Origin of the sequence: Streptomyces sp. NPDC056883, assembly GCF_042788835.1 — a bacterium.
Classification (GTDB): domain Bacteria; phylum Actinomycetota; class Actinomycetes; order Streptomycetales; family Streptomycetaceae; genus Streptomyces; species Streptomyces stoeckheimensis.
Window position 1 is genome coordinate 233758 of the sequence record NZ_JBHUBS010000002.1, and the last position, 25988, is coordinate 259745.

25 protein-coding genes are annotated in these 25988 nt (G+C 72.9%); 12 read left to right on the forward strand and 13 right to left on the reverse strand.

Annotation, left to right across the window (positions count from 1 at the left end; genetic code table 11):
- The first annotated feature begins 39 nt into the window (after positions 1–39).
- Entirely contained in the window at positions 40–1002 is a 963-nt protein-coding gene (locus ACFRU2_RS06425; protein WP_250738899.1) for an electron transfer flavoprotein subunit alpha/FixB family protein, read from the forward strand.
- A 183-nt stretch (positions 1003–1185) separates the two neighbouring features.
- Positions 1186–2484 carry a DUF6986 family protein gene (locus ACFRU2_RS06430; protein WP_382968344.1) on the forward strand — a complete coding sequence of 433 codons (1299 nt, stop codon included), beginning with the start codon at positions 1186–1188 and terminating at the stop codon, positions 2482–2484.
- A gap of 69 nt (positions 2485–2553) precedes the next feature.
- On the opposite strand, the gene ACFRU2_RS06435 is transcribed toward ACFRU2_RS06430, so the two are convergent.
- The gene (locus ACFRU2_RS06435; protein WP_382968347.1) at positions 2554–3462 is read right to left on the reverse strand and encodes a hypothetical protein; all 909 of its coding nucleotides are present in this window, start codon (positions 3460–3462) and stop codon (positions 2554–2556) included.
- A 170-nt stretch (positions 3463–3632) separates the two neighbouring features.
- Positions 3633–4619 carry a LacI family DNA-binding transcriptional regulator gene (locus ACFRU2_RS06440; RefSeq protein ID WP_382969572.1) on the reverse strand — a complete coding sequence of 329 codons (987 nt, stop codon included), beginning with the start codon at positions 4617–4619 and terminating at the stop codon, positions 3633–3635.
- Between the two features lie 207 nt (positions 4620–4826).
- Between ACFRU2_RS06440 and ACFRU2_RS06445 the strand changes: the two genes are divergently transcribed.
- Complete coding sequence (locus tag ACFRU2_RS06445) at positions 4827–5879, forward strand: NUDIX domain-containing protein (RefSeq protein WP_382968349.1); 1053 nt, start codon at positions 4827–4829, stop codon at positions 5877–5879.
- Positions 5880–5946: 67 nt separating this feature from the next.
- On the opposite strand, the gene ACFRU2_RS06450 is transcribed toward ACFRU2_RS06445, so the two are convergent.
- Together ACFRU2_RS06450 and ACFRU2_RS06455 are read right to left on the reverse strand one after the other, a co-directional pair.
- Positions 5947–6564, reverse strand: coding sequence for a response regulator (locus ACFRU2_RS06450; RefSeq protein WP_382969575.1), 618 nt, complete (start codon positions 6562–6564; stop codon positions 5947–5949).
- Positions 6558–7643 (reverse strand): sensor histidine kinase, encoded by a 1086-nt coding sequence (locus ACFRU2_RS06455; RefSeq protein ID WP_382968351.1) that lies wholly within the window; start codon positions 7641–7643, stop codon positions 6558–6560. Before ACFRU2_RS06455 ends, ACFRU2_RS06450 begins: the two co-directional genes overlap by 7 nt.
- A 202-nt stretch (positions 7644–7845) precedes the next feature.
- On the opposite strand from ACFRU2_RS06455, the gene ACFRU2_RS06460 reads away from it, so the two are divergent.
- Positions 7846–9126: a tannase/feruloyl esterase family alpha/beta hydrolase gene (locus ACFRU2_RS06460; protein ID WP_382968354.1), complete on the forward strand. Its 1281-nt coding sequence runs from the start codon at positions 7846–7848 to the stop codon at positions 9124–9126.
- Positions 9127–9147: 21 nt separating this feature from the next.
- Here ACFRU2_RS06460 and ACFRU2_RS06465 read toward each other — a convergent pair whose 3' ends face one another.
- Together ACFRU2_RS06465 and ACFRU2_RS06470 are read right to left on the reverse strand one after the other, a co-directional pair.
- Positions 9148–9864 carry an MBL fold metallo-hydrolase gene (locus tag ACFRU2_RS06465; protein WP_382968357.1) on the reverse strand — a complete coding sequence of 239 codons (717 nt, stop codon included), beginning with the start codon at positions 9862–9864 and terminating at the stop codon, positions 9148–9150.
- Between the two features lie 99 nt (positions 9865–9963).
- Positions 9964–11328 carry a dipeptidase gene (locus ACFRU2_RS06470; protein WP_382968359.1) on the reverse strand — a complete coding sequence of 455 codons (1365 nt, stop codon included), beginning with the start codon at positions 11326–11328 and terminating at the stop codon, positions 9964–9966.
- Positions 11329–11629: 301 nt separating this feature from the next.
- Here ACFRU2_RS06470 and ACFRU2_RS06475 point away from each other — a divergent pair, with 301 nt between their 5' ends.
- Positions 11630–12925, forward strand: a complete 1296-nt coding sequence (locus ACFRU2_RS06475; RefSeq protein WP_382969578.1) for a geranylgeranyl reductase family protein — start codon at positions 11630–11632, stop codon at positions 12923–12925.
- Positions 12926–13097: 172 nt separating this feature from the next.
- On the opposite strand, the gene ACFRU2_RS06480 is transcribed toward ACFRU2_RS06475, so the two are convergent.
- Positions 13098–13556 (reverse strand): nitroreductase/quinone reductase family protein, encoded by a 459-nt coding sequence (locus tag ACFRU2_RS06480; protein WP_382968362.1) that lies wholly within the window; start codon positions 13554–13556, stop codon positions 13098–13100.
- A 148-nt stretch (positions 13557–13704) separates the two neighbouring features.
- Here ACFRU2_RS06480 and ACFRU2_RS06485 point away from each other — a divergent pair, with 148 nt between their 5' ends.
- Together ACFRU2_RS06485 and ACFRU2_RS06490 are read left to right on the forward strand one after the other, a co-directional pair.
- Positions 13705–14403: a TetR/AcrR family transcriptional regulator gene (locus ACFRU2_RS06485; RefSeq protein WP_382968365.1), complete on the forward strand. Its 699-nt coding sequence runs from the start codon at positions 13705–13707 to the stop codon at positions 14401–14403.
- A gap of 233 nt (positions 14404–14636) precedes the next feature.
- Positions 14637–15614: a spherulation-specific family 4 protein gene (locus ACFRU2_RS06490; RefSeq protein ID WP_382968368.1), complete on the forward strand. Its 978-nt coding sequence runs from the start codon at positions 14637–14639 to the stop codon at positions 15612–15614.
- Here ACFRU2_RS06490 and ACFRU2_RS06495 read toward each other — a convergent pair.
- The 3 genes from ACFRU2_RS06495 to ACFRU2_RS06505 all read right to left on the reverse strand — a co-directional run bounded on the left by ACFRU2_RS06495 (position 15600) and on the right by ACFRU2_RS06505 (position 17102).
- A complete protein-coding gene (locus tag ACFRU2_RS06495) occupies positions 15600–16004 on the reverse strand; it encodes a glyoxalase/bleomycin resistance/dioxygenase family protein (protein ID WP_382968370.1) in 405 nt (134 codons plus the stop codon). The genes ACFRU2_RS06490 and ACFRU2_RS06495 overlap by 15 nt on opposite strands.
- Before the next feature lie 23 nt (positions 16005–16027).
- Positions 16028–16279 (reverse strand): DUF6332 family protein, encoded by a 252-nt coding sequence (locus tag ACFRU2_RS06500; RefSeq protein ID WP_382968373.1) that lies wholly within the window; start codon positions 16277–16279, stop codon positions 16028–16030.
- A 67-nt stretch (positions 16280–16346) separates the two neighbouring features.
- Complete coding sequence (locus ACFRU2_RS06505) at positions 16347–17102, reverse strand: maleylpyruvate isomerase family mycothiol-dependent enzyme (protein WP_382968376.1); 756 nt, start codon at positions 17100–17102, stop codon at positions 16347–16349.
- 63 nt (positions 17103–17165) lie between these two features.
- Here ACFRU2_RS06505 and ACFRU2_RS06510 point away from each other — a divergent pair, with 63 nt between their 5' ends.
- Together ACFRU2_RS06510 and ACFRU2_RS06515 are read left to right on the forward strand one after the other, a co-directional pair.
- Positions 17166–17876 carry an alpha-ketoglutarate-dependent dioxygenase AlkB family protein gene (locus ACFRU2_RS06510; RefSeq protein ID WP_382969581.1) on the forward strand — a complete coding sequence of 237 codons (711 nt, stop codon included), beginning with the start codon at positions 17166–17168 and terminating at the stop codon, positions 17874–17876.
- Between the two features lie 43 nt (positions 17877–17919).
- On the forward strand, positions 17920–19344 hold the full coding sequence (locus ACFRU2_RS06515; protein ID WP_382968378.1) for an ROK family protein: 1425 nt from the start codon (positions 17920–17922) through the stop codon (positions 19342–19344).
- Positions 19345–19389: 45 nt separating this feature from the next.
- Here ACFRU2_RS06515 and ACFRU2_RS06520 read toward each other — a convergent pair whose 3' ends face one another.
- Positions 19390–20064, reverse strand: coding sequence for an ATP-binding protein (locus tag ACFRU2_RS06520; protein ID WP_382968380.1), 675 nt, complete (start codon positions 20062–20064; stop codon positions 19390–19392).
- A gap of 238 nt (positions 20065–20302) precedes the next feature.
- On the opposite strand from ACFRU2_RS06520, the gene ACFRU2_RS06525 reads away from it, so the two are divergent.
- The gene (locus ACFRU2_RS06525) at positions 20303–21430 is read left to right on the forward strand and encodes a PLP-dependent cysteine synthase family protein (protein WP_382968383.1); all 1128 of its coding nucleotides are present in this window, start codon (positions 20303–20305) and stop codon (positions 21428–21430) included.
- Between the two features lie 83 nt (positions 21431–21513).
- Positions 21514–22212: a hypothetical protein gene (locus tag ACFRU2_RS06530; protein WP_382968386.1), complete on the forward strand. Its 699-nt coding sequence runs from the start codon at positions 21514–21516 to the stop codon at positions 22210–22212.
- Positions 22213–22294: 82 nt separating this feature from the next.
- On the opposite strand, the gene ACFRU2_RS06535 is transcribed toward ACFRU2_RS06530, so the two are convergent.
- Positions 22295–22786, reverse strand: coding sequence for an SRPBCC family protein (locus ACFRU2_RS06535; protein ID WP_382968388.1), 492 nt, complete (start codon positions 22784–22786; stop codon positions 22295–22297).
- A gap of 114 nt (positions 22787–22900) precedes the next feature.
- Between ACFRU2_RS06535 and ACFRU2_RS06540 the strand changes: the two genes are divergently transcribed.
- A complete protein-coding gene (locus ACFRU2_RS06540) occupies positions 22901–23413 on the forward strand; it encodes a GNAT family N-acetyltransferase (protein ID WP_382968391.1) in 513 nt (170 codons plus the stop codon).
- A 57-nt stretch (positions 23414–23470) separates the two neighbouring features.
- Here ACFRU2_RS06540 and ACFRU2_RS06545 read toward each other — a convergent pair whose 3' ends face one another.
- A complete protein-coding gene (locus ACFRU2_RS06545; protein ID WP_382968394.1) occupies positions 23471–25942 on the reverse strand; it encodes a right-handed parallel beta-helix repeat-containing protein in 2472 nt (823 codons plus the stop codon).
- Positions 25943–25988: the final 46 nt, after the last annotated feature.

The window sequence follows — 25988 nt, forward strand, 5'->3', positions numbered from 1 at the left end:
ACGCCCCCTGACTACTTCGCATTCGCAGGAGCATCCCCAATGGCTGAAGTCCTCGTCTACGTCGACCACGTCGACGGCGCCGTCCGCAAGCCCACCCTCGAACTGCTGACGCTGGCCCGCCGCATCGGCGAGCCCGTCGCCGTCGCCCTCGGCGCCGGTGCCGAGGCCACCGCCGCCGTGCTCGCCGAGCACGGTGCCGTCAAGGTCCTCACCGCCGACGCCCCGGAGTTCTCCGACTACCTCGTCGTACCGAAGGTGGACGCGCTCCAGGCCGCGTACGCCGCTGTGTCCCCGGCGGCCGTGCTGCTCCCCTCCTCCGCGGAGAACAAGGAGATCGGCGCCCGCCTGGCCGTCCGCATCGGCTCCGGCATCATCACCGACGCCACCGACCTGGAGGCGGGTGACGAGGGTCCGGTCGCGACGCAGGCCGCGTTCGCCGCGTCCTTCAGCACCAAGTCCCGCGTCTCCAAGGGCACCCCGGTCATCACCGTGAAGCCGAACTCGGCCCCGGTCGAGGCCGCTCCGGCCGCCGGCACCGTCGAGGCGCTCGCCGTCACCTTCGGCGCCCTGGCCACCGGCACCAAGGTCACCTCCCGCACCCCGCGCGAGTCGACCGGCCGCCCCGAGCTGACCGAGGCCGCGATCGTGGTCTCCGGTGGCCGCGGCGTCAACGGCGCCGAGAACTTCCACATCATCGAGGCCCTCGCGGACTCCCTCGGTGCGGCCGTCGGCGCCTCGCGCGCCGCCGTGGACGCCGGCTGGTACCCGCACTCCAACCAGGTCGGCCAGACCGGCAAGTCGGTCTCCCCGCAGCTGTACATCGCCTCCGGCATCTCGGGCGCGATCCAGCACCGCGCCGGCATGCAGACGTCGAAGACGATCGTCGCGATCAACAAGGACGCCGAGGCTCCGATCTTCGACCTCGTCGACTACGGCGTGGTCGGCGACCTCTTCGCGGTCGTCCCCCAGCTGACCGACGAGATCAAGGCGCGCAAGGGCTAAAACCCTGCCGCAGGCGTTGACCTGCGGGTAAGTGGTCTCCGGGGCCGTGTGGTGTTTCTCACCGCACGGCCCCGAGTCGTTTGTCCAGGACGGCGGAGGGACCATTGACTGAGCGGAACCCCGTGACTAAATTCTGTAATGCGGATCTAAGATTCCGTGAAGCGGAAAAGAGGAGAGTGCACGATGGGTCAGCAGGAGAAGGTGGCGACGAGCCTCGCAGGCGCGGTCAGCGAGGGCATCAGCGCTTCCCTCAAGCCGGTGGACGCGGAACTCGCGCGCCACTACCCGGGCGACCCCGGCACCCGTCAGCCCATCCACACGGTCTACGTGCCCGGTGACGTCTTCGACGGGGACACCATCCGCTCCTGGGGCGACCAGGCCCTCGCGGCCCTGGACGAGCACGCCCCGGACGCCGCCACCTTCGCCAAGGTACTCGGCATCTCCGACGAGCTGGCGGTACCGGTCTACGACCGCGTCCGCGCCAAGCTCGCCTCCGAGCCCATCGAGGACCTGCGCGTCGACTTCGAGGACGGCTTCGGCGTCCGCTCCGACGAGGAGGAGGACCAGGCCGCGGCACGCGCCGCCCGCCTCGTCGCCGAAGCCTTCTCCAACGGCACGAACGCCCCGTACATGGGCATCCGGATGAAGTGCATGGAGTCCAACGTCCGCGACCGCGGCATCCGGACCACCGACATCTTCCTCTCCGGCCTGCTCGCCCACGGCGGCCTGCCCGAGGGCCTGGTCCTGACCCTGCCCAAGGTCACCTACCCCGAGCAGGTCACGGCCTTCGTGCAGCTGCTGGAGGCCTTCGAGACCGCCCGCGGCCTGCGCCCCGGCCGGATCGGCTTCGAGATCCAGATCGAGACCAGCCAGTCCATCCTGGCCTCCGACGGCACCGCCGCGGTCGCCCGGATGATCGAGGCCTCCAAGGGCCGCGCCACCGGCCTCCACTACGGCACCTTCGACTACAGCGCCTGCGTCGGCGTCTCCGCCGCGTACCAGTCGAGCGACCACCCGGCCGCCGACCACGCCAAGGCGATCATGCAGGTCGCGGCCGCCGGCACCGGCGTGCGCGTCTCCGACGGCTCGACCAACGTCCTGCCGATCGGCACCACCGAGCACGTCCACGAGGCCTGGAAGCTGCACTACGGCCTCACCCGCCGCGCCCTGGCCCGCGCCTACTACCAGGGCTGGGACATGCACCCGGCGCACCTGCCGACCCGCTACGCGGCCGTCTTCGTCTTCTACCGCGAGGGCCTCGAAACCGCCGCCGCGCGCCTGAAGGCGTACGTCGCCAAGATCGAGGGCGACGTCATGGACGAGCCCGCCACCGCGAAGGCCCTGGCCGGCTACCTGGTCCGCGGCCTGGACTGCGGCGCCGTCGGCGCCGACGAGGTCACCGCCCTGACCGGCCTGACCCGCGCGGAGCTCGACGCCTTCGCCATCCCGCGCCGCTCGGCGACCCTGACGGCCACCGCCTAGCCCTCAGCGCATCACGTAGGCGTGGTCCCGCAGTGCGCGGGGCCACGCCTACGGTGCGACCGGGACCGGTCAGACCTGCTCGGCGATTTGGTGTCGATGCCAGGCGAAGAAAGGTTCCTGCTCCATCGTCAGCCCTGCTACGGGCTTGTCCGCGAGCCGGGCGGCCATGGCGGCCAGGTCGGCTGTCTCCTGTGCCTTCGGACTGGCCCTTATCGTGCCCGAGTGGTCGACGTAGATGTGTCCGTGCTCGAACAGTTCGTCGCACCCCATCAGACACGCGGGAATGATGTTGGCCAGCATCAGCCGTTCCACCTGGCTCGAGGCGCTTCGGCGCTTGATGTGTGCTGCCCTGACGAACCTGGAGGGGAGCGTGCGCCCGCACAGGGCGCAGGTCAGCTGCGTGGCGTTGCCGAACCGGGCGCGGCGCATCTTGGCACGCTCGCGGCGCCTGAGCACCGTCGTGGCCGCGCTGGTCTCCCCGTCGTGGTCGATGCTTCCGGTGTCCGAGCCGCTGATCACGGGCGGAAGGGACTCGACGAACCTGGTCACCTCGACGACCCCCGGTTCAAGTACGGCGGCACCCTGCTTGTTGGCTGACAGCCGCAGTGCTTCCATCGCCCCGCGGCCGAGGGTGACGCCCTCGGCCGGGGAGATGTCCTCGAGGACGTCCATGCCGATGCGCTCGGGGTAGTCGTCGTCCGCCCAGACCGGCTCGTGTGCGGTGAACAGAGGGCGGGTCACTTCGCCGATGACGACCCTCCGCAGGGACGCGCCGTCCCAGCCGCCGGGCGCCACTCGGCTGTTCGGTCCCTTGTGGCCCAGGACGAGCAGGTCGCCCGCAGCGAGGCTCTGCACTGCCGGCCGGGAATCCGCCCGGTCCAGGGTGGCACTGCGCCAGCCCCACAATCCGCGCGCCAGACCGACCTCAAGATTGGTCTTCGACGGTGTGGGGACGTACACGTAGGCGGTCTTCTGCATGGCGGGTCTCCTCGACTCGGCCTCCCGGAGGGAGGGTTCAGTGATCCGCGCTCCCTGCGAGTCCTGGAACTGGGAGAGGCGCGTGTAGCCCAAGAGAGTCCATGATCACCCGTGTGCCCGTCAAGAGTCCCGTGCACATGCCGCGCGGACGCCCCGTTGCCGCGGCACGGTCAGGAGGCCGGCGGGAGCTCGCCCGAGCCGCGGGGGATCAGGCGGGTGGGGAGTTCGATGCGGGCCGGAGGGAGATCGGCGCCCGCCAGGCGCTGGAAGAGGCGGTCCGTGGCCACCCGGCCCAGGGCTGCGGCGTCCTGGGCGATGACCGTGATGCCGGGGTTCAGCAGATCGGCGAGTTCGAAGTCGTCGAAGCCGACCAGGGCCACCGGGTGGGGGAGGGCGGCGAGGATGCGTACCGCCGTGACCGTCACGCGGTTGTTCCCGGCGAACAGGGCCGTGACCGGCTCCGGGCCGGACAGCATCGCCCGGGCGGCGGCCGAGACACGCTCCGGGGCCGTCGTGCCGAGGGAGACCCAGGCCCCGTCGACCGGCAGGCCGGCGTCCGCCATGGCCGCGCGGTAGCCCCGCAGCCGCTCGGTCGCCGTGTGGATGTGCGGCTGGTCGCCGATGAAGCCGATCCGGCGGTGGCCGCCCGCGATCAGGTGCGCCACCCCGTTCACGGCGCCCCCGAAGCTGTCGGACAGCACCACGTCCGCGTCGATCCGGCCCGCCGGGCGGTCCACGAACACCGTGGCCACCCCGGCCCGGATCTCCGGCTCCAGGTAGCGGTGGTCGTCCCCGGCCGGGATCACCACGAGCCCGTCCACCCGGCGGGCGCACAGCGCGAGCGCCAACTCCCGCTCGCGCTCCGGGTCCTCGTCGCTGGAGCCGTTGATGAGCAGGGCGCCGTGGGCGCGGGCCACCTCTTCCACGGCCCGGTTGAGCGGCCCGTAGAAGGGGTCGGAGAGGTCCTCCAGGACCAGGCCGACGGTGGCGGTACGACCCTTGCGCAGCACCCGCGCGCTGTCGTTGCGGCGGAAACCGAGCGCGTCGATGGCCTCCTGGACCCGCCTCTCGGTGTCCGGGGTGACCCCCGGCTCCCCGTTGACCACGCGTGACACCGTTTTGAGGCCCACGCCGGCCCGGGCCGCCACGTCCTTCATGGTCGGCCGGTTGCCGTAGCGGGGCTCGGACGGGCGGCGGGTGTGCGGCACGGTGTCGGACCTCCAGGGGGACGGGCGCTGCGGCGGTGCGGGGCCGGCGCTGCGGACGGGCCCCTGACCTTGAGGATAAGCACTCGGCGGAGCACCGGGGTTTCCGTGGCAGGGTGGTGCGGGCAAGCCACTGGGGGCATCGGGAGAGGGGTAGACGTGATTGTCTGGATCAACGGCACCTTCGGCGCCGGGAAGAGCAGCACAGCGCGCGAGCTGACCGGCCTCCTGCCGGAGAGCACCTTGTTCGACCCGGAGTTCATCGGTGACGCGCTGCGCGTGCTGCTGCCGCGCAAACGCCTCGCGGAGGTGTCCGACTACCAGGACCTGCCGAGTTGGCGGCGGCTCGTCGTGGACACGGCGGCGGCGATGCTCGCGGAGTTGGGCGGGGTGCTGGTGGTCCCCATGACGCTGCTGCGGCAGGAATACCGCGACGAGATCTTCGGCGGGCTCGCGGCGCGCAGGATCGCGGTGCGGCACGTCCTGCTCGCCCCGGAGGAAACGATCCTCCGGGAGCGGATCGCGACCCGGGAGGAGAGCCGGTCCTCGCAGGACAGGGACCCCCGGGACCGGCGGTGGGCGTACGACCACATACCGGCCTACCAGAACGCGCTGGGCTGGCTCGCGGCCGACGCGCACGTCATCGACAACGGGACCCTGACCGTACGGGAGACGGCCGAGCGGATCGCCGAGGCCGTACGCACCGACACGGCCCGGATCTGCGACATCGTGCAGACCCCGCAGCCGACGCGCGAGACGGTCGCGGCCGGGGTGCTGCTCTTCGACGACGCGGACCGGGTGCTGCTGGTGGACCCGACGTACAAGCCGGGGTGGGAGTTCCCCGGCGGGGTCGTCGAGGCCGGGGAAGCCCCGGCGTGCGCAGGGGTGCGGGAGGTCGAGGAGGAACTCGGGCTCGTACTGGAGCGCCTCCCCGAGCTCCTGGTCGTGGACTGGGAGCCGCCGGGCCCCCCGGCGGGCTACGGCGGCCTGCGGCTGCTGTTCGACGGGGGCCGGCTGTCGGCGGCGCAGACCGGGCGGCTGCGGCTCCCCGGACCGGAGCTGCGGGCCTGGCGGTTCGTGACGGAGGAGGAGGCGGCGGACCTGCTGCCGCAGGTGCGCTACGAGAGGCTCCGCGGGGCCCTGCGGGCACGCGAACGGGGCCGGGCGGCCTACCTGGAGGCGGGGCGGGCCGTCCCCGAGGCGATGTCGTAGACGCCTGAGCCGGCACGGGCGTCCACGTGCTGCGCTGCGCGGGTCGGACTCCCGCGCGGCGCAGCGGTCAGATCAGCCCGTTGTCGCGGGCGTAGAGCGCGGCCTGGGTGCGGTCGCGCAGTCCCAGGCGGGTCAGGACGCGAGAGATGTGGTTCTTGACGGTGCCCTCGCTGAGGTACAGGCGGGAGGCGATCTCCTTGTTCGTCGCACCGGCCGAGATCAGGCGCAGGACCTCCGTCTCGCGGGGAGTGAGGGTGTCCGGTACGGGGAGCCCGGCCGCCAGGCCCGCGATGACGGTCTGGTCGAACTGGGCGACTCCGGCGTGGGCGAGACGGACGGCCCGTGCCAACTCGGCGGCGGGCAGGTTCTTCAGGAGGTAGCCCACCGCGCCCGCCTTCAGGGCCCGGCTGACGTACTCGTCGTCGTTGAAGGTCGTCAGCATCACGATCCTGCAGGCGGGCAGCCGACTCCGCAGCAGCCGGGTGGCGGTGACCCCGTCGACGCCGGGCATGCGGACGTCCATCAGCACCACGTCCGGGCGGCAGCCGGGCGCCTCCTCGACGGCCTGCTCTCCGTCGCGGGCGCTCCCCACCACCTCGATGCCGGGCTGGATGCCGAGCAGCGCGGTGATGCCCTCGCGGACGAGGTCCTGGTCGTCGACCACGTAGACGCGCACGTTCACCAGGGAACTCCCACCGTCAGGACGGTGCCGGACGCCGATGTGTCTATGTCGACCGTGCCGTCGGCGAGGCGGACCCGCTCGCGCAGTCCGGCGAGTCCGAAACCCTCGGCCGATCCGCCGAAACCGGACCCGTTGTCCGCGAGGCGCAGGCGGGCTCCGTGGTCGTCGTACGAGACGCGCACGTCGATCTCGGAGGCCCCCGAATGCCGGCAGGCGTTGGTGAGGCCCTCCTGCACGGCGCGGTAGAGCACGAGCAGGGGCCTGCGCTCGGTGCCGGACATGTCGAGGGAGATGCGACGGTCCCCGCCGTCGAGGTGGTGCACGAGGTCGGCCAGTGCCCGGGAGAGCCCGGGGGGCTCGGACTCCGATTCGGGGCCCAAGGTGCGCACGGACGCCCGCACTTCGTCCAGGGCGCGGCCCGCCGACCAGCGCGCGCTGGAGACCGCCCGCGCGGAACCGTCCGGATCCAGGGAGGCGAAGGCCTCGGCCTTCTCCAGCTGGATTCCGATCGCGGTCAGATGATGACCCAGGCTGTCGTGTATCTCGCGGGCGAGCCGGTTGCGCTCACGCGCCGCGGACAGCTGCGCGACCTGGGCGAGCGTGCCCTCCAGCCGGGCCCGCGCCCGCTGTTCGCGGACGGCCACCGCGGCCATCGCGACCGCCAGGACGACGCCCAGGGCGAACATCAGCAGGTCCGAGATGTACGAGGCCTCCACGTACCAGCGCGGCACCCACAGGGTGAACGCGCCCGCCAGCAGGGCCACGCAGCCGGCCCCGAGGGCGATGCCGGCGGTGGGGCCGAAGGCGAAGTACCCCAGGAAGGGGACGAGTACGAACAGGATCCGCGAGAGCCCGGAGACGTCCAGCGCCGCCACCGCGCACAGCAGGACGATCCGGGCACCGAAGACGGCCCGGGGCGCGGGACCGCGCTCGCGGAAGTCGAGCGCGACGAGCAGCCCGAGCACGGCCGCGAACCCGGCCGTACGGGCACTCGGGCCGGGCCCGATCGCGCAGTAGTAGAAGCCGCCGAGCAGCACCGCCCCGTACAGGACGGTGGGAATCCAGGGCACCGGGCGGGGCATCGCGCCTCCTCGGGATCGTGTGGTCCCGAGCAGCGTACGGGGCGGCCGGGAGCGGACGGTCCGCCTGTGGACGGGGAGTTCGAGGATTGGCCGGAGGTCATGTGCCCTTTGGACGCACAGGGCCGGCCGACTCGTACTTACCCGGGGTGACCTGCGGTTCCTAGATTTCAAGGGTCACAACGACCAGGGAAGAGAGACCCCCATGCCCATGCTGCGCAGTCTGGCCATCGCGCCCTTGCTGCTCGCGACCGCCCTGACGGTGCCCGCGGCGGACCGGCCGGCCCCCGCCGAACTACGGGTCCCCGGAGCCGAGTACGCGGTCACCGCGCGCCTCGCCGATCTGACCACCACGGGAACGGTCCCCACCGGGCACACCGAATCCAAGGACTGGGAGGGACTCGAAGCGCCCGAGACGGTCACGCCCTCGGGCGTCCCCGGGGTCCAGATAGACGGGTACTTCCCCGACACCTCCACGACCAACGCCCACCACGGCTGGAACCACGACGCGCAGTTCGTCATCCGGCTGCCCGACCACTGGAACGGCGGACTGGTCGTGGCGGGCCCGCCGGCCACCCGCCGGCAGTACGCCAACGACCGGATCATCAGCGACCAGGTCCTCGCCAAGGGGTACGCCTACGCCGCCACCGACAAGGGCAACACCGGGACGGAGATATACAAGGACGGCGATCGCCCCGGCGACGCGATCATGGAATGGCACCGTCGCGTCGCCGAACTGACCGTCGCCGCGAAGAAGGTGACGGACCAGCGCTACGGGCGTACCCCGAACCGCACCTACGCCGCCGGCCTCTCCGCCGGCGGGTACCTCGTCCGCTGGCAGCTGGAGCACTACCCCTGGCTCTACACGGGTGGCGTGGACTGGAACGCCCTCACCTTCACTCCCGAAGGCGGCCTCCTCGCCACCCTTCCGCCCGCCCTTCGCGCATACCCACGCGGCGCCGACAAGGGGAACGCGGCCGCGCACGACGAGATCATCGCCGCCGGCTATCCCGCGGGATCCGAGGACCTCTGGGGCTACCAGTACAACAAGCAGTGGGACTCCCTCCAGCGGACGGTCCGCGAGGAACTGGACCCCGAATACGACGGCGCCACCCAGGCCGGCACACCGTTCTGCAAGGAAGGGACCGGGGCGGGCTGCGACACCGACTACGACTTCGCCTCCCGGCCCCGGTCCGTCCACCGGGCGGTCGAGCGGGTCTCGCTGACCGGACGGATCCAGCGCCCCCTGATCAGCATCCAGGGCACCCTCGACGCCCTGACCCCGCCCGCCGCCTTCGGTGACGTGTACGACCGCATGGTGACCGATTCCGGTCGCGGCCACCTCCACCGCTACATCAAGGTCCCCGGAGGTACCCACACCGACGGCCTGGTCCCCATATCCAAGCAACTGCGCCCCATGCTGCCCTCGTTCGTCGAGTCCTTCGGCCAGCTGGAAGCCTGGACGCAGGGCAGGCAGCCCCGGTAGGCCCCCAGTGGGGGCCGGCGCTCAGGAGATGTCCGCCAGGTCGGCGGAGGCCGTCGCTTCCGCCACCGCCAGGAGGGTGGCCGCGGTGTCCGAGGTCACGGGGTCGCCGTGGCCGAAGCAGGCCACCGAAGGGGCCAGTGCGGCGAGGCGGAGCATCGACTCGACGGCCAGGGCGCGGTCCACGTTGAAGACGCCGAGCATCACCTGACCGACACCGGCGACGCAGTCGCCCGTGAACAGCACGCCGTGCTGCGGGAGATGGACGCCGATGCTGCCCGGGGTGTGACCCGGAGCATGCACGACGACCGCGCCGTCGCCGAAGGGGAGCACCTCGCCATCCTTCACCTCCCGGTCCACCCGGGTCGGCGGGGCCTCGGGAACCGTCAGGCCGTGTGCGTACAGCGGGAGTTCCCAGTCCAGCAGGACCGGCTCCGGGACCGGCTGCTCGCCGCGGATCGCCGGCGCGTCGAGCGCGTGGGCCAGTACCTCCGCGCCCCAGCGCGCGGCGAGTTCGCCCGCCGCTCCGACGTGATCGCGGTGGCAGTGGGTCAGGACGATCCGCTCCAGCCGCTCCGGCAGCAGCCCGAGGGAACGTATCGCCCCTTCGATCGCGTCCGCCGAACCGGCGTGGCCCGCGTCGATCAGGGTCAGGGCCTCGCCGTCGCGCCAGAGGTAGGCCTGGCCGATGGGGAAGCGGAGCATGTGGAGGCGGTCGGGGACGACTTCTACGAGATCCATCACCCGAACGTACGGGGACGAACCACGCCGGCGGCGCAGGTTGCGCCGCTGGCGTGGTTCGCCCGTAGCTGAGCGTTCGGGGAACCGCCTACGAAACCGTCAGGCGCGCTTGGACTCCGCGTAGTTGAGGAGGAACAGCGCCTCCGTGACCGACAGGCGCTCCAGCTCCTCCGGGGAGACGCTCTCGTTCACCGCGTGGATCTGAGCCTCCGGCTCACTCAGGCCGATGAGCAGCATCTCCGCGTCCGGGTACAGCTCGGTCAGCGTGTTGCAGAGGGGAATGGAGCCGCCCATGCCGCTGATCTGCATCTCCTGGCCCGGGTAGGCCACCTTCATGGCCTGCGCCATCGAGGCGTACGCGGGGCTGGTCGTGTCCGCCTGGAACGGCTGCCCCTGGCCGACGACTTCGAGCTCCAGGTGCGCCTTCCACGGGGTGTGCGCCACCAGGTGGGCCTCCAGCAGCTTGATCGCCTCGGCCGTGTCCACGCCCGGCGGCACCCGCAGGCTCACCAGCGCGCCCGCGCTCGCGTGCACCGAGGGGGTGGCACCGACCAGCGGCGGGGAGTCGATGGCCAGCACGGTGACGGCCGGCCGGGACCACAGCCGGTCGGCGATCGTGCCCTCGCCGATCAGCTCGACCCCGTCGAGCACCTTCGCGTCGGAACGGAAGTCGGCCTCCGGGTACTGGAGCCCCTCCCACACCGCGTCCGAGGCCAGCCCGTCCACCGTGGTCGAACCGTCCGGCGCGCGCAGCGAGGCCAGCAGCTGGATCAGGGCGGCCATCGCGTCGGGGGCGGCCCCGCCGAACATGCCGGAGTGCAGGTTGCCGCCGAGGGTATCGATCTTGACCTTCAGCAGGCACATGCCGCGCAGGGTCGCGGTGACCGTCGGCAGGCCCGTACGGAAGTTGCCCGCGTCACCGATCACGACGGCGTCGGCGGCCAGCAGTTCGGGGTGGGCCGTCGCGTACTGCTGCAGACCGCCGGTGCCCTGCTCCTCCGAACCCTCGACGATCACCTTCACGTTCACCGGGACGCCGCCGTTGGCCTTCAGGGCGCGCAGCGCGAGCAGGTGCAGGATGAAGCCGCCCTTGCAGTCGGCGGCACCGCGGCCGTACCAGCGGCCGTTCCGCTCGGTCAGCTCGAAGGCGGGGGAGATCCAGGCCGCGTCGTCCAGCGGGGGCTGCACGTCGTAGTGCGCGTACAGCAGGACGGTCGGCGCGTCCGCCGGGCCGGGCAGGAACCCGTACACCGACTGGGTGCCGTCGGGGGTGTCGAGCAGCGCCACGTCCTGGAAGCCCTCGGCGCGCAGTGCGTCGGCCACCCACTTCGCGGCGGCCTGGCTCTCGCTCTGGGGGAACTGTGCCCAGTCCGCCACCGACTGGAAAGCCACCAGCTCGGACAGCTCCTGCTTGGCGCGGGGCATCAGCGAGGCGACGGTCTCGGCGATCGGATGAGACGGCATGGGCACGCTCCTCTTGGGTGCGACGTTGGTGTACGTGTACGGGTTACGTATACGCCTCCCGCATGCGCGGGGTGTGCGTATGCGGGCTACGGCAAAAGACTCTTCCGATCCTCGCACAACGGGGCAGTCGATCTCGCGCCGTAGGATTTCCCCGGCATCGGAGCAACGGCATGAATCGCATGATCAGGAGCAGCAGCACATCGTGAGCAGCGACGAGAGCGACAGCGGCGACGTACGCGACGCGGCGGCAGGACAGACCGCTCAGGGGGCGGACGCGCAGACGGCCGGGGCGACCGGCGAGGTGTGGGACGTGGTCGTGGTCGGTGCGGGGCCGGCCGGTTCCTCGGCCGCGCACGCGGCGGCCGCCGCCGGACGGCGCGTTCTGCTGTTGGAGAAGGCGGAACTGCCCCGGTACAAGACCTGTGGCGGAGGCATCATCGGCCCCTCGCGCGATGCGCTCCCGCCGGGTTTCGTGCTCCCCTTCAAGGACCGCGTCCATGCGGTCACCTTCTCCCTGGACGGGAAGTATCCCCGGACCAGGCGCTCCAAGCAGATGTTGTTCGGGCTGATCAACCGGCCCGAGTTCGACGCGGCGCTGGTCGCCGAGGCGGAGAAGGCCGGCGCCACGGTCCGTACGGGTACGGCCGTCGCGCGGGTGGAACAGCACGGGGCGTCCGTGCCCGACCGGCGCACGGTCGCGGTGGTCCTCGCCGACGGCGAGACCGTGCTGGCCCGGGCCGTGGTCGGCGCGGACGGCAGCGCGAGCCGGATCGGCGCGCACGTCGGCGTCGAGATGGACCAGGTCGACCTCGGGCTGGAAGCGGAGATCCCCGTCCCGGAGACGGTCGCCGCGGACTGGAAGGGCCGGGTCCTCATCGACTGGGGGCCGCTGCCCGGCAGCTACGGCTGGGTCTTCCCCAAGGGCGACACCCTCACCGTCGGCGTCATCTCGGCGAAGGGCGAGGGCGCCGCGACCAAGCGGTACCTGGACGACTTCATCGCCCGGCTGGGCCTGTCCGGCTTCGAACCGGCGCTCTCCTCCGGGCACTTGACCCGCTGCCGGAAGCCCGGATCGCCGCTTTCGCGCGGGCGGGTCCTGGTCGCGGGCGACGCGGCCGGACTGCTGGAGCCGTGGACCCGGGAGGGCATCTCCTTCGCGCTGCGCTCGGGGCGGCTCGCCGGGGAGTGGGCCGTGAAGATCTCCGAGGCGCAGGACGCCGTGGACGCGCGCCGCCAGGCCCTCAACTACGCCTTCGCCGTCAAGGCCGGGCTGGGCGTGGAGATGGGTGTCGGCAAGCGGATGCTGGAACTCTTCGAGGCCAAGCCGGGCCTGCTGCACGCGGCGATCACCGGCTTCCGGCCGGCCTGGCTGGCCTTCGCGCGGATCGCGCGGGGGTCGCTGACGCTGGCCGAGATGGTGCGTACGTACCCGCTGGCGCGCAAGGCGCTGCACGTGCTGGATGCGCGACAGGCGCGGAGCCGGGGTGCGGGGCCGGGCGGGGCCGGCGTCGAGGCCGGGTCGGAGGCGGGGTCCGGTTCCGGTTCCGGGACCGGCTCCGAGGAGCAGGACGGAGCCCAGGGAGGAGCCAAGGGCTGATCCCGGGTCTGTTCCCGGGCTACCGTCGCCGTCCCCGGTGGGAGAACGGCGGCGTCGAAGTGCGGAGTGTGGCGGTCTTGCCGGTATGCCGGCGAGGCCGCCGCCGCGTTTTCCGGGGGCGGGGACCGGAGGGTGGTGGTCGGGGCGGGTGAGTGGGCGGGTGGGCGGGTGGTCAGGAGGTGAGTGTGATGCGGAAGACCGGGTGGTCGGGGGCGGCGGCCTGGAGCTCGGGCTCCGAGGACTTTGCCGTGACCCCGTTGAAGAACCGGTTGACCTCCCAGCCCCACTTCTTGAGGTAGCCGCGCAGCACGACGGCCTGCTCGGCCGGGTCCGTGACCTCGGTGACGGTGAAGGTCTGCACCGTGCGGCCCAGGCGGAGCTCGCCGCCGCCCGCGGCGCGCATGTTGCGGACCCACTGGGAGTGGCCGCGGGCGGAGACCAGGTACTGGGTGCCGTCCTGGTGGTACGGGTTCACCGGGATCCGCTGCATCGTGCCGGAGGTACGGCCGCGCACCGACAGCTCGGCCGTTCCGGCCAGGCTCATGCCCAGGCGGGCGAGCTTGCCGATGAGGGCGTTGAAGCGGATCCCGAGCGGGCCGGCCTGAACGTAGTACGGCTTGGGCGCGTTCATGGTGGCCTCCGAGGCGTTTGGGAGAGCACTGCTCTCGCTTGAGAACAGTGTGCACGGATCGGCGCTCCAAAACAAGAGCAGTGCTCTCGGAATGGAGCGTCAATCTCATTGGTGGGCAGTGCTCTGTTCGCGTGGCAGACTGGCCCCCATGAGCACCGTGCGAGGGGCGAGGGAACGAGCCCGCATCGAAGTCACCGCCGCCATCAAGGACGAGGCGCGCCGCGCACTCGCGGCGGAGGGCGCAGCCAAGCTCTCGCTGCGCGCCGTCGCCCGCGAGCTGGGCATGGTCTCCTCCGCCCTCTACCGCTATTTCCCCAGCCGCGACGAGCTCCTCACCGCCCTCATCGTCGACGCCTACAACAGCGTCGGCGTCGCCGCCGAGGCCGCCGACTCCCGCTCGCTCGCCGCGGGCGGCACCCCCCGCGCCCGCTGGGCCGAGGTCTGCGCGTCCGTCCGCGCCTGGGCGCTGGAGCACCCGCACGAGTACGCCCTCATCTACGGCTCGCCCGTCCCCGGCTACACCGCCCCGCTCGACACCGTCGGCCCCGCCTCCCGCGTGGGCAACACCCTCATCGGCATCGTGCGCGCCGCCTACGAGGGCCGTGGCATCGCCCTCCCGCCGCTCCCCGCCGAGCTGCGCCCCGAGGCCGCCCGCATGGCCGCGGACTTCGCCGAAGGACTGCCCCCCGAGGCCGCGGCGGCCCTGGTCGCCGCCTGGGCGCAGCTCGTCGGGCTGATCTCCTTCGAGCTGTTCGGCCAGTTCAACCGGGTCGTCGAGGACCGCGACACCTTCTTCGCGCACGCCGCCGGACAGCTGGCGCACGGGGTCGGACTGCCCGCCGTGTAGGGCCGGGCAGGGCCGTGCCATGGGGCCGGGCAGGGTCGTGCCGGCGGGGGCCGGGGAAAGTTCGCTTGTCAGTTCCTCGTACGGAAGCAGCGGATTCGGCCCTGGTGCGCCCGGCGGCCCGTCTAGTGTTCCTCGGGCCGGGGTCGGGTCCTGTCCCGGTTGCCGTTCCCGGCGCCCGGCCAACGCCCCGGCGTCGTCCTGCCGTCGCCCCGCCGCCGCCCCGAGGAGCCGTCATGACCCGCGCCGCGAAGGCCGTTTACGCCGTCCTGGCCACCCTCTTACTGGCCGCGCCGGCGCCGGCCGTCACCGCGTCGGCGAGCTCGGAGCCGAGCAGCACCCAAGCACGGGACCGCACCCCGACCCTCGCCCCGGCTCCGACGCCCGCGGTGAGACCGACGCCTCGGGCGGCCGGCGTACGGGGCCTGGAGATAGCCGTCCCGGCCTACGTCTGGGCCGACGACCCGATGCTCGCCGACCTCACCGCCACCAGCCCGGCCGCCTCGGTCGTGGTCCTCAACCCGGGCAACGGCGACTCTCCGTTCGACGCCCCCTGGCGGGCCCGCGCCGACGTCCTGCGCACCGGCACCACCGCCACCGGCGAGAAGACCAAGGTGCTCGGCTACGTCCACACCGACCACGGCAACCGCGACATCGCCGCCGTGAAGGCCTCCGTGGACAACTACCTCAAGACTTCCGACGGCCGCCTCCACGTGGACGGCATCTTCTTCGACGTGGTCAGCCGCGACTGCGGCCCGGCCAACGCCACCCGCGACCACTACGCGGAGCTCCGCCGCTACGTGCAGGACACCATGGAAGCCGTGGCCCCCGGCACGGCGGACCTGGTCGTCAACAACCCCGGTACGGCCATTGCCGACTGCTACCTGGAGCCCGGCCACCGCACCGCCGACGTCTTCGTCACCTTCGAGGACACGTACGCGGCCCACACGGGCGGCGGCTGGCTCGGCGGCAACGTCTTCAACGCACTCACCGGCTACCGCTCCGGCGCCGAACTCGACCCGAGCGGCACCGCGTTCTGGCACCTCGTGCACGACGTCCCGGACGCCTCCGCGATGCGCGCGACGCTCCGTACGGCCTTCGAACGGGGCGCGGGCTACGCCTACGCCACCAGTGCGCAGATGCCGAACCCTTGGGACGCCCAGCCCGGTTGGAAGTACCGCGCCCAGACCTCGTACGCCTCAACCCTGGGCTGAGCCGCACTCCGTCCGCCCGACGGCGGTGATCTCGACGGTCCGGCCGTCGGGGTCCACGAGCCGGTGGCGCCCCGGGGCGAGCGCCGGACGCGCCGCGGACGCGTCCACGGCCAGCCCCAGCCGCAGGACGCCCGTGAGACGGTCATCGCCGGCGGGATAGAGCTCGAGGACCATGCCGTCCGGGAGGACGGCCGCGTAGTGGTCCGGCCCGCGGCCGTGGCGTTCCGCGGTGAACGCCAGGCCGAGGCCCGCGTAGAACCGGTGGCAGTCCTCCAACCGCGGCGTGTACAGCACCAGGAGCGAGACCCGGGCCGTGGACGCCCGTCCTTCACCGTCGGGGACGACGACGCTCTCCGTCCGCAGGGCGGGCCGTACGGCCGGGGAATCCATGCGGCCCAGTCTAAAGAGACGGCCTAGCGGCCGTCGTTCTCCGGGCGGCGGGCGAAGCGCCACAGGACGTGGGTGATCCGGAGGAGGAACACCGTCGCGGCCAGGGCGCCGCCCACCGTCGCCAGGATCCGGCCGGTCGTGGGGGAGAGGTCGAAGGCCAGGACGGGGGCGTACAGCGCCGCGAAGACCAGTCCGGCCGCGAAAACGCCACTGACGAAGGCGTACGCGATCTCGATGGTGATCGCGTCCCGGTCGGCCTGACTACGTCGCCCCATGGGCGCAGTCTCGCCGCCCGGGCCGCGTCCCGACAAGGGCGCCCCGGCGTCGCGGCGTGCCCGGGGGTCAGATTCCGGCCGTGTCCGCCCAGAGCCGGGCCAGTTCCGCGTCGCCCGTCACACCCGGTCCGGTGAGCGGCTGCCGGTTCCACAGCGCCGAGTAGAGCCAGGAGGCCTCGCCCGTCAGGGTGCAGTCCGCCTCCGCGCCGTCCGTGCCGTAGGCGTCTCCGCGCACCGTGCGCGCAGGCTCCTGGGACAGGTGTACGGTCCACACCGCGCCGGTGTCGGAGGCCCGTACCCGCATCACCCGCGGCTCCGCCGTCCGGACCCGGCTCTGCGGCCGCGCGTGGAACCCGGTCAGCAGCTCGTCCACCCCGTCCTCCGCGAAGCCGGGGTCCACCGCCCCGAAGGGCACGCCCAGCGCGGCTTCCGCGTCCATCCGGTGCACGGTGGTCTCGTGCGCCTGGCGCCGCGCCCAGAAGGCCAGCGGCGAAGGCGGCGCGGTCGGCAGGAAGGTCCAGCACTGCGCGTCGGCCGATGTCCCGGTAAGGGTCCGCACCAGCGTTGCGTGGCCCTCGCGGAACCAGGCCAGCAGTTCCGCGCCCACCAGCTCCGGCGCGTCCGGGAACGGCGCCCGCTCGGTCAGACCCTGCGCCACGTACCCGGTGGCCCAGCGGTGCACGGAGCCCGTGTGGCGCAGCAGATCCGCGACCCGCCACTGCGGACAGGTGGGCACCAGGGCGTCCGTACCGGCCCGTTCGGCGATGTCGGCGAGCTGCTCGCCCTCGCGGGCCACGGTCTTCACATAGCTGATGATCTCCATGCCAGGAGTCTCGCAGCCGCCCGCGGGGACGCACAACGAAGGATGATGGAGGTCATGGAGGTCATGGAGGAGGTGGCGGAGCAGGTGACGGAGGGCGTGGAGCACCCGGACACGGAGCACCCGGACGGCGAGCTCTTCCCGCGCGAGCGGGCCGAGATCGTGCCCGGGGCCGTGCACGTGCCCGACTGGCTGGGGCCCGGGCGGCAGCGGGAGTTGGTGGAGGCCTGCCGGGAATGGGCCCGGCCGCCCGCCGGGCTGCGTACGGTGCGCACGCCGGGCGGGGGGACGATGAGCGCCCGGCAGGTGTGCCTGGGGCTGCACTGGTACCCGTACGGATACGCGCCCAACGCCGTCGACGGGGACGGCGCGCCGGTCAAGGCGATGCCCGACTGGCTCGCACGACTGGGACGCAGTGCCGTGGCCGCCGCGTACGGGCAGGCTCCGGATCCTGGCGTCGCGTACGACATCGCCTTGGTCAACTTCTACGAGGGCGACTCCCGCATGGGCATGCACCGGGACGCCGAGGAGCGCTCGGAAGCCCCGGTGGTCTCGCTGAGCCTGGGTGATTCCTGCCTCTTCCGCTTCGGCAACACCGCCTCCCGCGGGCGTCCGTATCGGGACGTTGAGCTGCGCAGCGGGGATCTGTTCGTCTTCGGCGGGCCCGTCCGACGGGCCTTTCACGGGGTGCCGAAAGTCCTGCCCGGCACCGCTCCGCCGAGCCTCGGCCTGACCGGGCGGCTGAACATCACGCTCCGGGTCGGCGGGCTCGGCTAGCGGGCGGCGTCCTCGACCCTCCGATCATGCGAGGATCGCTGTCATGAACGGCAACGGGGCCCCGCGGCGGGTGGGGGATGTGACCACGGTGTCCGCTGGGACGGACGGGACGAGCGGAGCGGAAGGGACGGGCGGGGTCGAAGGGGCCGGCACGGCCGAGGGATCCGACAGGGCCTCGACCTCGGGTTCGGCATCGACCTCGGCCTCCGCGTCAGCCTCGGCGTCGGCCCCCGCGTCGGCTTCCGCCTCCGCGGCAGCCGGCTCCGCACGGACCAAGCTGGAGCGGGGCCGTGGCGCGCTCGGGCCGGCGCTGGAGCTGGTCCACACCGGCCGGGCCCCGACCCGCGCGGTCCTGACGGCCGAGCTCGGCGTCACCCGCGCCACCGCCGGAGCCGTCGCCGCCGAGCTGGAGGCGCTCGGCCTGATCCGCGTGGACTCCCGCCCCGGCGGGGCCGGCGGAACCCAGGGCCGCCCCTCGCACCGGCTCTCCGTGGACGAGAACGGCCCGGTGGCCCTGGCCGCGCAGGTGCACTCGGACGGGTTCCGGGCCGCCCTGGTCGGGCTCGGCGGCCGCATCGTCGCCACGGCTCCCGGCAGGGTGCCCGTGTCGGCCGACCCGGCGCAGGTCCTCGGCGCGGTCGTCGAAGCCGGGGCCGCGCTGCTCGCGCAGACCGGCCGTCGCTGCATCGGCGCCGGCCTGGCGGTGCCCTCGGCGGTCGCGGAGCCGGAGGGCACGGCACTGAACCCGCTGCACCTGGCCTGGCCCGCCGGTTCCCCCGTGCGGGCCATCTTCGCCGACTGCGTGAAGGAGGCCGGCATCGACGGCCCGGCGCTGACCGGCAACGACGTGAACCTCGCCGCGCTCGCCGAGCACCGGCACGGCGCCGGCCGCAGCGCGCAGCACCTGCTGTGCGTGGCCACCGGGCACCGCGGGGTCGGCGGGGCGCTCGTCCTGGACGGCCGTCTGCACAGCGGGAGTTCGGGCCTGGCCCTGGAGGTCGGCCATCTCACCGTGAACCCCGAGGGGCGCGCCTGCCACTGCGGCAGCCGCGGCTGCCTCGACGTGGAGGCCGACCCGCTGGCCTTCCTCACCGCCGCCGGGCGCACTCCGGGCCCCGAGGTGTCCCTGCTCCAGCAGGCCCGTGACCTGCTCCGCGAGGAGTCGGCGGACCCGGGGGTGCGGGCCGCCACCGAGGAGCTGATCGACCGGCTCGGCCTGGGCCTCGCCGGCCTGGTCAACATCCTGAACCCGGACCGGATCATCCTGGGCGGACTGCACCGCGAGCTGCTCTATGCCGACCCCGAGCGGCTGCGCGCGGTGGTCGCCGACCGCAGCCTGTGGGGCCGCAGCGGCGGCGTGCCGATCCTGCCGTGCACGCTCGACCACAACAGCCTGGTCGGCGCCGCCGAGCTGGCGTGGCAGCCGGTGCTGGACGACCCCCTCGGGACCCTGGGCACGGCGGCCTGACGTCAGGGCCTAGGCCCCTCCGGGCGGCGCTGCTGCGGCCGGAGGCTACCCGGGCCGGGCGCCGACCGAGGCGGTCACCGACAGGCCGGCGGAGACCGGCACGGGGGGTGCGGCGGCGGGCGGGGCCGGCGCGGGGTCCCGTACGGTCTTGTTCTCGGGCAGGAGCGCCGGCCGCTCGGCCAGGAGCACCGGGTGGCGTTCCGGTGCGGCCGGACCGGGGGCGGCGCGCAGGGAGAACCACACCACCTTTCCCGGGCAGTCGTCCTGCTGCCGGGCCCCCCAAGCCTCGCTGAGGGCCTCCACGAGCGCGAGCCCGCGGCCGGAGGTCTCCAGGGCGTCGACCAGGGAACCGCCCGCGGGGCGTGCGGCCCCGGCGGGCGCAGAGCCCCCGTCGGCCCCGCAGTCCCCGGAGGACTCACGGTCCCCGGAGGTCCCGCAGTCCCCGGAGTGCCGGAGCATCGGGAGGCGGGGGTCGCTGTCGTAGACGGAGACGGTCAGCCGGCCGAGGCGGAGTTCGATCTCGACGGTGCACGTCTTGTCCGGCTGCGCATGGCGGTGGACGTTGCTGAGCAGCTCCGTCACGCCGAGCGCAGCCCGGTCTATGAGCGGATCGAGCTGCCAGTGGCGCAGTTGCGCTGAAACGATTCGGCGGATCTGTCCGATCCGCAAGGGCAGGGCCTGCAGTTCGACGACGCAGTGCCTGCGGGAATGACTGATCACGGCTGCGACTCCCCGACATCAGTGTTACGGGTGCTGCACCCTCGGTGACGCCTCCCCAGGGTCACCCACTGTGGGCCGGTGTGCAACCGAACGCGATCGAAAGGCATCCGCATGGATACCCAAAGTGACCGTTTGTGCAGGTGAGGGGGGTACATTGCGAAAGCGGGCGGAGCGAGGCGAAGAGGCGCCGGGCCGTCCCAGGACTCGGGACATCGGGAAGTACGAAGGAGCACGGCGCATGAGCACCACCGGGACGACCGCCACGACCATCGACGTCGACCACAGCGACGCGGACTACCGGGCGTGGCTGAAAGAGGCCGTCCGCAAGGTGCAGGCGGACGCGAACCGCTCGGCCGACACCCACCTGCTGCGCTTCCCGCTCCCCGAGGCCTGGGGCATCGACCTCTACCTCAAGGACGAGTCCACCCACCCGACGGGCTCCCTCAAGCACCGCCTCGCCCGCTCCCTGTTCCTCTACGCCCTCTGCAACGGCTGGATCCGCCCCGGCCGCCCCGTCATCGAGGCCTCGTCCGGTTCCACCGCCGTCTCGGAGGCATACTTCGCCAAGCTGATCGGCGTCCCGTTCATCGCCGTCATGCCGCGGACGACGAGCCCCGAGAAGTGCCGGCTCATCGAGTTCCACGGCGGCGAATGCCACTTCGTCGACGACTCGATGAAGATGTACGAGGAGTCGGCCGAGCTGGCCGCCCGCACCGGCGGCCACTACATGGACCAGTTCACGTACGCGGAGCGGGCGACGGACTGGCGCGGCAACAACAACATCGCCGAATCGATGTACCAGCAGCTGCGGTTGGAGCGTTACCCCGAGCCCGCCTGGATCGTGGCCACGGCCGGCACCGGCGGCACCTCCGCGACGATCGCCCGCTACGTGCACTACATGCAGCACGACACCCGCATCTGCGTCCCGGACCCGGAGAACTCCTGCTTCTTCGACGGCTGGACCCAGGGCGACCCGCACGCGACGAGCGATTGCGGCTCGCGCATCGAGGGCATCGGCCGGCCCCGGATGGAGCCGAGCTTCGTCCCCGGTGCCATCGACCGGATGATGCGGGTTCCGGACGCCGCGAGCGTCGCCGCGTGCCGTGCGCTGGAGCGCGCGATCGGCCGCAAGGCCGGCGGCTCCACCGGTACCGGGGTGTGGAGCGCCCTGAAGATCATCTCGGAGATGGTGGCGGAGGGCCGCACGGGCAGCGTCGTGACCCTGCTCTGCGACGGGGGCGAGCGCTACCTCGACAAGTACTACTCCGACGCGTGGCTGGCGGAGCAGGGGCTCGACATCACCCCGTACGCGCGGACGCTCGACACCATGCTCGCGACCGGCGTGTGGAGCGAACCCGTCAGCTGAATCGTTTTCCCTGGCCGGGAGCGAGGCCGCTGGCTACGCTGTGCTGACTTCGGCGTGGGGCGGGCAGTGCGGGGCGGGGAGCGATGGCGGAGAACGCGGGCGGCGGCGGCGACGGTTCCGGGAGCGGCACCGGCACCGGCAGCGGTACGGGTGGCGAAGATGCGGGCGGCGCAGGGGCGTTGACCTGTCCCCGGTGCGGCCGGGAGGACCAGGTGCTCGGCGTGTCCGCCGCGTACCTGCGCTCCAAGGCGAAGATGCGGGTGGAGAGCGGTCGCGGCGAGGACGACAGCGTCACGACCCGCGAGGAGAACTCGGCGCTGGCCAAGGCCCTCGCGGTCGCTCCCGACGAGCCGGACAACGGCACCGCGGGCTGCCTCGGGGTGCTGCTCCTCCTCGCCTCGGTCGGCGCCTTCGTCTGGAGTGCGATCGAGGGGAAGTGGTTCGATGACGGCAGCACGTTCCCGCGCCTCTACGGCACCGACGAAGGCGGCCCCTTCGGGGTCGACCAGCCCTCGACCTATCTGGTCTGGATCGGCGCGGCCCTGCTGCTCGTCGGCATCGTCCTCCTCGCCCTGTCGGGCCGGGCCGTACGGACCTGGCGCCGCCGGACCGAACCGGGCCGGGTGGCCGCCGACCGCGTCTGGGCGGACGGCTGGTACTGCGGCCGTTGCGGCACGGTCCACTTCGCGGCCGAACGGGCCCTGACCCTGCAGGAGTTCCGGACCCGCGTCTGGTCGGCGGGCGGCTACGGGGACCTGGCGGTGCGGCACCCCGCGGTCTGAAGCGGTGACGGGCCTGCCCGGACACTGGTTCGCCGGGAGTGCGGGCGGGCCCGGGCCCGCCTGTCCGTAGGCCGGGCGGGTCCTACTGAGGCGTCCCGCGCCGCCGGTCCACCAGCCGCAGGTCCAGCGTGCGGACCGCCGAGCGGAACGAGTGGCCGAGTCCCGGCCGGGCCGCGGTGAGGGCGAAGCGCACGGCGGGCGGGCCGTCCGCGGCGAAGGTCCACTGGACGTGGGTGCCGGAGCCGGAGGGGGTGAGGAGCCACTCCTCCAGCAGGGCCCGTATGCCGGGGGCGTTGGTCGTGTCGACCCGGTACGCGTAGCGCCGCTCCGGATCAGCGGCCATGATCGTCTCCTGGAACCGGATCCCGCCGGCCAGTTTGATCTCGCGCCCGGCGCCGCCGTGCGTGGGCCGGGCCAGGGTGACGGCCCGGAACCAGCTCGGCCAGCCCTCGACCTCCTCGGCCAGCGCCCGGTACACGTCCTCGGGAGCGGCCGTGGTCCGGCCGGAGAAGACCAGGCGGGTGGGGGCGACCTCGATGAAGTCCAGTCCTACGGGGCGGAGTCGGCGGGCCATGGCGGCACTCCCTCGGTTCGGCGGACGGACGGTGGCATCCGGCGGGCTGTCACCTTAGCTGTCGGTCCGTCAGTTGTCCGCCGCGGGGTCGGCCGGCGCGGAACAATGCCGTACATGCTTATCAGAGCAGCACACACCGACGAGCTGTCCCTCCTCCAGGACATCGAGCGGGCCTCCGGTGAATGCTTCCGGACCATCGGCATGCCGGAGATCGCCGACGACGAGCCGCTTCCGCTGGAGGAACTCCTCGGCTACCGGCGGGCCGGCCTGGCCTGGGTCGCGGCCGAAGGCGCAGGGGCGGGCACCCCGGTGGGCTATGTCCTCGCCGACCGGGTCGACGGGAACCTCCACGTCGAGCAGGTGTCGGTGCATCCGCACTGCGCCCACCGCCGCATCGGACGGTCCCTGCTGGAACACCTCGCGGAGCGGGCCCGGGCGGAAGGCGCCGCCGCACTGACCCTCACGACCTTCACCGACGTGCCGTGGAACGCCCCGTACTACGCCCGGTGCGGATTCCGGACTCTCGACGAGAGCGGCCTCGGGCCCGGTCTGCGCGACATCCGCGACCGCGAGGCCGTGCACGGGCTCGATCGCTGGCCCCGGGTGTGCATGCGCCGGGACGTGTGACGGAGCGTGCGGGGCCGACGGCCGGCGGGTCCGCGGTCGGCGGGCCCGCGGTCGGGGTCACAGGTCCGGGAGGTCCGCCGGGTACAGCAGGGTGAGATCGTCCTTGCTCGGCTCCGACAGCTGCGCGACCCGCCCCGCGTGCCGCTCGACCATCGACTCGAAGGTCTGGCGTGCGGTGCGGCCGTTGCCGAAGGCGGGCCCCTTGGGCAGGTCGGTGAAGTACGTCAGCAGGGCGTCGGAGGTCTTCTCGCCGAGCAGGTACTCGTGCTCCTCGGTCTGCTGTTCCACGATCCGCAGCAGCTCCTCGGGCCCGTAGTCCCCGAAGGTGATGGTCCGGGAGAAGCGGGAGGCCACCCCCGGGTTCACGGTGAGGAAGCGGTCCATCTCCGCCGTGTACCCGGCGACGATCACCACCACCGCGTCCCGGTGGTCCTCCATCAGCTTCACCAGGGTGTCGATCGCCTCGCGCCCGAAGTCGCGGCCCGAGTCCTCGGGCGCCAGCGCGTACGCCTCGTCGATGAACAGCACCCCGCCGCGCGCCCGGTCGAAGGCCTCCTGGGTGCGGATCGCGGTGGACCCGATGTGCTCGCCGACCAGGTCGACCCGGGACACCTCCACGAGGTGGCCGCGCTCCAGCACCCCGAGGGAGGCCAGGATCTCCCCGTACAGCCGGGCCACGGTGGTCTTGCCGGTACCGGGGGAGCCGGTGAAGACCAGGTGGCGGCGGACCGAGGCGGCCTTGAGCCCCGCCTGCTGCCGGCGCCGGCCCACCTCGATCATGTCGGTGAGCGCGCGGACCTCGCGCTTGACGCTGTCCAGTCCCACGAGCGCGTCGAGGTGCCCCAGCACCTCGGCCGAACCACGGGCGGCGGGCTGCCCGGCCGGGCCGGAGTCCGGTTCGTCGGCCGGCCGCTGGGCCGGCACCCGCTCGGCCGTGCCCACCGCCGCGGGGCCAGGCACCGCCGACACCGTACGGATCCCCGTACGCTCCCCGGCCGCCGCCGCGCCCGCACCGGACCCGGCGCCCGCGCCGGAGGCGGACCGGGCGGCGAGGCGCGGTCCGGACTCGTCGCTCGTGCAGTCCTCGGCGAGCGGGCCGTCCTCCGCGAACTCGTAGCCCCCGCGCGCACAGCGCTCGGTGTGGCAGCGGTGCAGGGAGGTGCGGCAGCCGTCGATGACGTGGAAACCGAAGCCCGCGCTGCCCGTGACCCGGCACGCCGTGAAGGTGCCGCGCCCGCCGGCGGACACGTAGAAGCCGGCCTCGGCGGGGGAGGTGACCGTGCACCGCTCCAGCGCCGGATCCGCGCCCTTGGTGACGATCACGCCGGTCTGGACGGAGTCGATGGAGCAGTTGGCGAGGGTGCCGCCGCTGCCGTGGTCGCGGAACCAGGCCCCCGTCGCCGCCTCCCGGATCCGGCAGTCGTCCAGCTGGGCCGTCGCCCCGTCGCTCACCGAGACGGCGGTGTTGCGCACTTGGGAGATGTCGCTGTCCACGACGTCCACGCGCGAACCCCGGTCCAGGACGAACAGCGCGTCCGGTACGTCGTGCACCCGGCAGGAGTCCAGCGAGACCCCGGCTCCGTCGCTGATCCAGACGGCCGGATAGTCGCCGGTGCTGTCGTGGATCTCGCAGGAGTCGGCGACGACGCGGGTGCCCGGATCCCACACGGACAGGCCGTTGCGGCCGAAGCGGCGGACGCTGGTGCGGCTGAGCGTGAGCACCGAGCGGGAGCGCAGGTCCACCGCGTTCTCGGGGATGTCGTGGATGTCGCAGCCGGCGAGCGTGAGCACCGCGTCCGTGTCGAGGGTGACCCCGTCGGCCGAGGTGCGGTGGACCGCGCAGTCGGTGAGCACGGCCGTGGCCCGGGCGGCGATCTGCACGCCGGCGCCCTTGATCTCGTAGACCTCGCAGCCCAGCGCCTCCAGGCCCGAGCCGTCCCCGGTCACGGCGATGCCGGCGCCCGTGGCGTGGTGGATCCGGCAGCGCTCCAGCCGGGGGCGGCCACCGCCGCGCACGGAAACCCCGGTCTGGCCGGCGGCCACCACCTCGCAGTCGGCGAACACCCCGCCACCGCCGTCCAGTACGGCGATCCCGATCCCGGCCGGATTCTCCACCGTGCAGCGCCGCACCAGCGGCCGCGCACCGCTCCCGCGGACCTCGATGCCGGCCGCCGACCGGGTGCTCACGCGCAGGTCGGTGAGCTCGGGGGAGCCGTCCTCGACGAGGAGCGCGGGCGCCGTGGGGTCCTGGCCCTCCACGTGGAGGTCCTGGAGGACGGCCGAGGCGCGGACGGTCAGCGCCACCCCGTCGAGCGGTGCGATCCGCACCGAACCCAGCGAGCCCTCCGGACCGCGCAGGGTCACGGCGTGGTGCAGCACCAGGTTCTCCCGGTACGTGCCCGGCGCGATGGACAGGACGTCGCCGTCGCCCGCCACGGCCAGCGCGGCGGTCAGCGTCGGATAATCACCGGAGCGGCGACGCCACCGCGAGGAACCGCCGTGCGTCACCTGGACCGTGCCCTGAGCCATGGTGCTGTCGTGCCCCCACCCTCGTGTTCCGTAAGTCCGCCTGCCG